Origin of the sequence: Mesorhizobium sp. NPDC059054 (assembly GCF_042739215.1) — a bacterium.
Taxonomy (GTDB): Bacteria; Pseudomonadota; Alphaproteobacteria; order Rhizobiales; family Rhizobiaceae; genus Mesorhizobium.
Genome location: NZ_JBHYHV010000012.1, coordinates 1 through 1375 on the forward strand (window position 1 = coordinate 1; position 1375 = coordinate 1375).

Here is a 1375-nt window from a genome sequence, read left to right on the forward strand (position 1 = left end):
TCTCTTGGATTTTCTACGACTTAGACTGCGCCGCCCTAAAGGGCGTGCTCGCTAAGATCGTGAAAATCCTTTCTCCCCCGCAAGGGGGGAGATAGCAGCGTCGACGCTTCGCCCAGACGATGCGAATTGTGCGCCTTGGTCAGATGGTGCGAGACTCTGTGAAAAGAGGGGTTTGCCGGTTGATAGTGAGGGGCGACCGGGCGCGGCACCCTTATCTCCCCCCTTTGCGGGGGAGAAAGCGATTTCAGCATCTTAGACGAGCACGCCCGCAGGGCGGCGGAGGCTAAGTGCTAGAAATCGCAAGAGAGGGGATTTGCCGGCACGCCGGCTGACAAGTTGCTTCTCCAAGCATCTTGTTCTCGAAAGGCCATTCTCGGCCTCGCGGTAACGGGCAACCCCCTCAGCTGGAAATCCCCTCTCTTGGATTTTCTACGACTTAGACTGCGCCGCCCTAAAGGGCGTGCTCGCTAAGATCGTGAAAATCCTTTCTCCCCCCAAGGGGGGAGATAGCGGCGCCAGCGCCCGGCGCCAAAATGAAGCCCGTCATCCTCAACCTCAGGGCAGACGGTTGAACCAGTCGTCGACGTCGCTCTTGGCGCGGTCCTTGGCGAGGCCGTATCGTTCCTGGATCTTGCCTTCCAGCTGGTCGCGGCGCCCGGCGATCTGGTCGATATCGTCGTCAGTGAGCTTGCCCCACTGTTCCTTGACCTTGCCTTTCACCTGCTTCCAGTTTCCTTCGATGCGGTTCCAGTCCATGGTTTTTTCTCCATTGGGCGGGGATCGCCCGGTTCTTGAAAAAGCGGCCCGATCGGCGGCCGCGGCGGCCCGTCATCATCTGCCCGTCTGGCGTCCGAAAAGTCTGCGACTTCGCGGGCTCAGTGCCAGAACAGCAGGATCAGGATGATGATCGGGATTGGAATGCCGAGTAGCCACAAAAGAATGCCACGACCCATCGTCAGGTCCTCCTTGCTTGGATGGCCTCAACTAGCGAACCGCCCGAATGGCGGCGCGGCGAAAAAGGATTTGGTTCAGATGCCGGAGCGCTGCCTGAAGGCCGGCCTTCGCGGCATCGCGTGCGCGCCTGCCGGTCTCATGACCGGTTGCCGGACGGGCGCTCTCACGACCGGTCGCCCGACAGGCTCCGGGGTGAAACGCGCCGCGGATGAAAGCGCATCCTCGAGATCGATCTGACGCAGGGCCAAGAGCCAGTGGTGCTCATGGCGGTTGTCCGGACAGCCTTCCTGCTGCCAGATTTCGCCAGCCCGAGCGCGAATGCGCGTGTAACGCCTGTTGCGTCCATGATCCAAGGCAGTCTCCTCATCATACGTCGTCATGAAGAGGCAACCGCCGGAAACGGCGATGGTTCCGAAAATGG

The 1375-nt window shown here is 60.7% G+C and carries 2 protein-coding genes; both read right to left on the reverse strand.

Going from position 1 to position 1375, the window contains the following annotated elements; translation table 11 throughout:
• Positions 1-555 precede the first annotated feature (555 nt).
• The gene (locus tag ACFWXH_RS30845) at positions 556-756 is read right to left on the reverse strand and encodes a CsbD family protein (RefSeq protein ID WP_379125248.1); all 201 of its coding nucleotides are present in this window, start codon (positions 754-756) and stop codon (positions 556-558) included.
• Between the two features lie 272 nt (positions 757-1028).
• Positions 1029-1375, reverse strand: a 347-nt coding sequence (locus ACFWXH_RS30850) for a DUF2934 domain-containing protein (protein WP_379125249.1), incomplete at its 5' end; no start/stop codon positions are given.

Coding starts and splice junctions, on each gene's coding strand:
- ACFWXH_RS30845 (WP_379125248.1), bottom strand. CDS start 756: ATGGACTGGAACCGCATCGAAGGAAACTGGAAGCAGGTGAAAGGCAAG.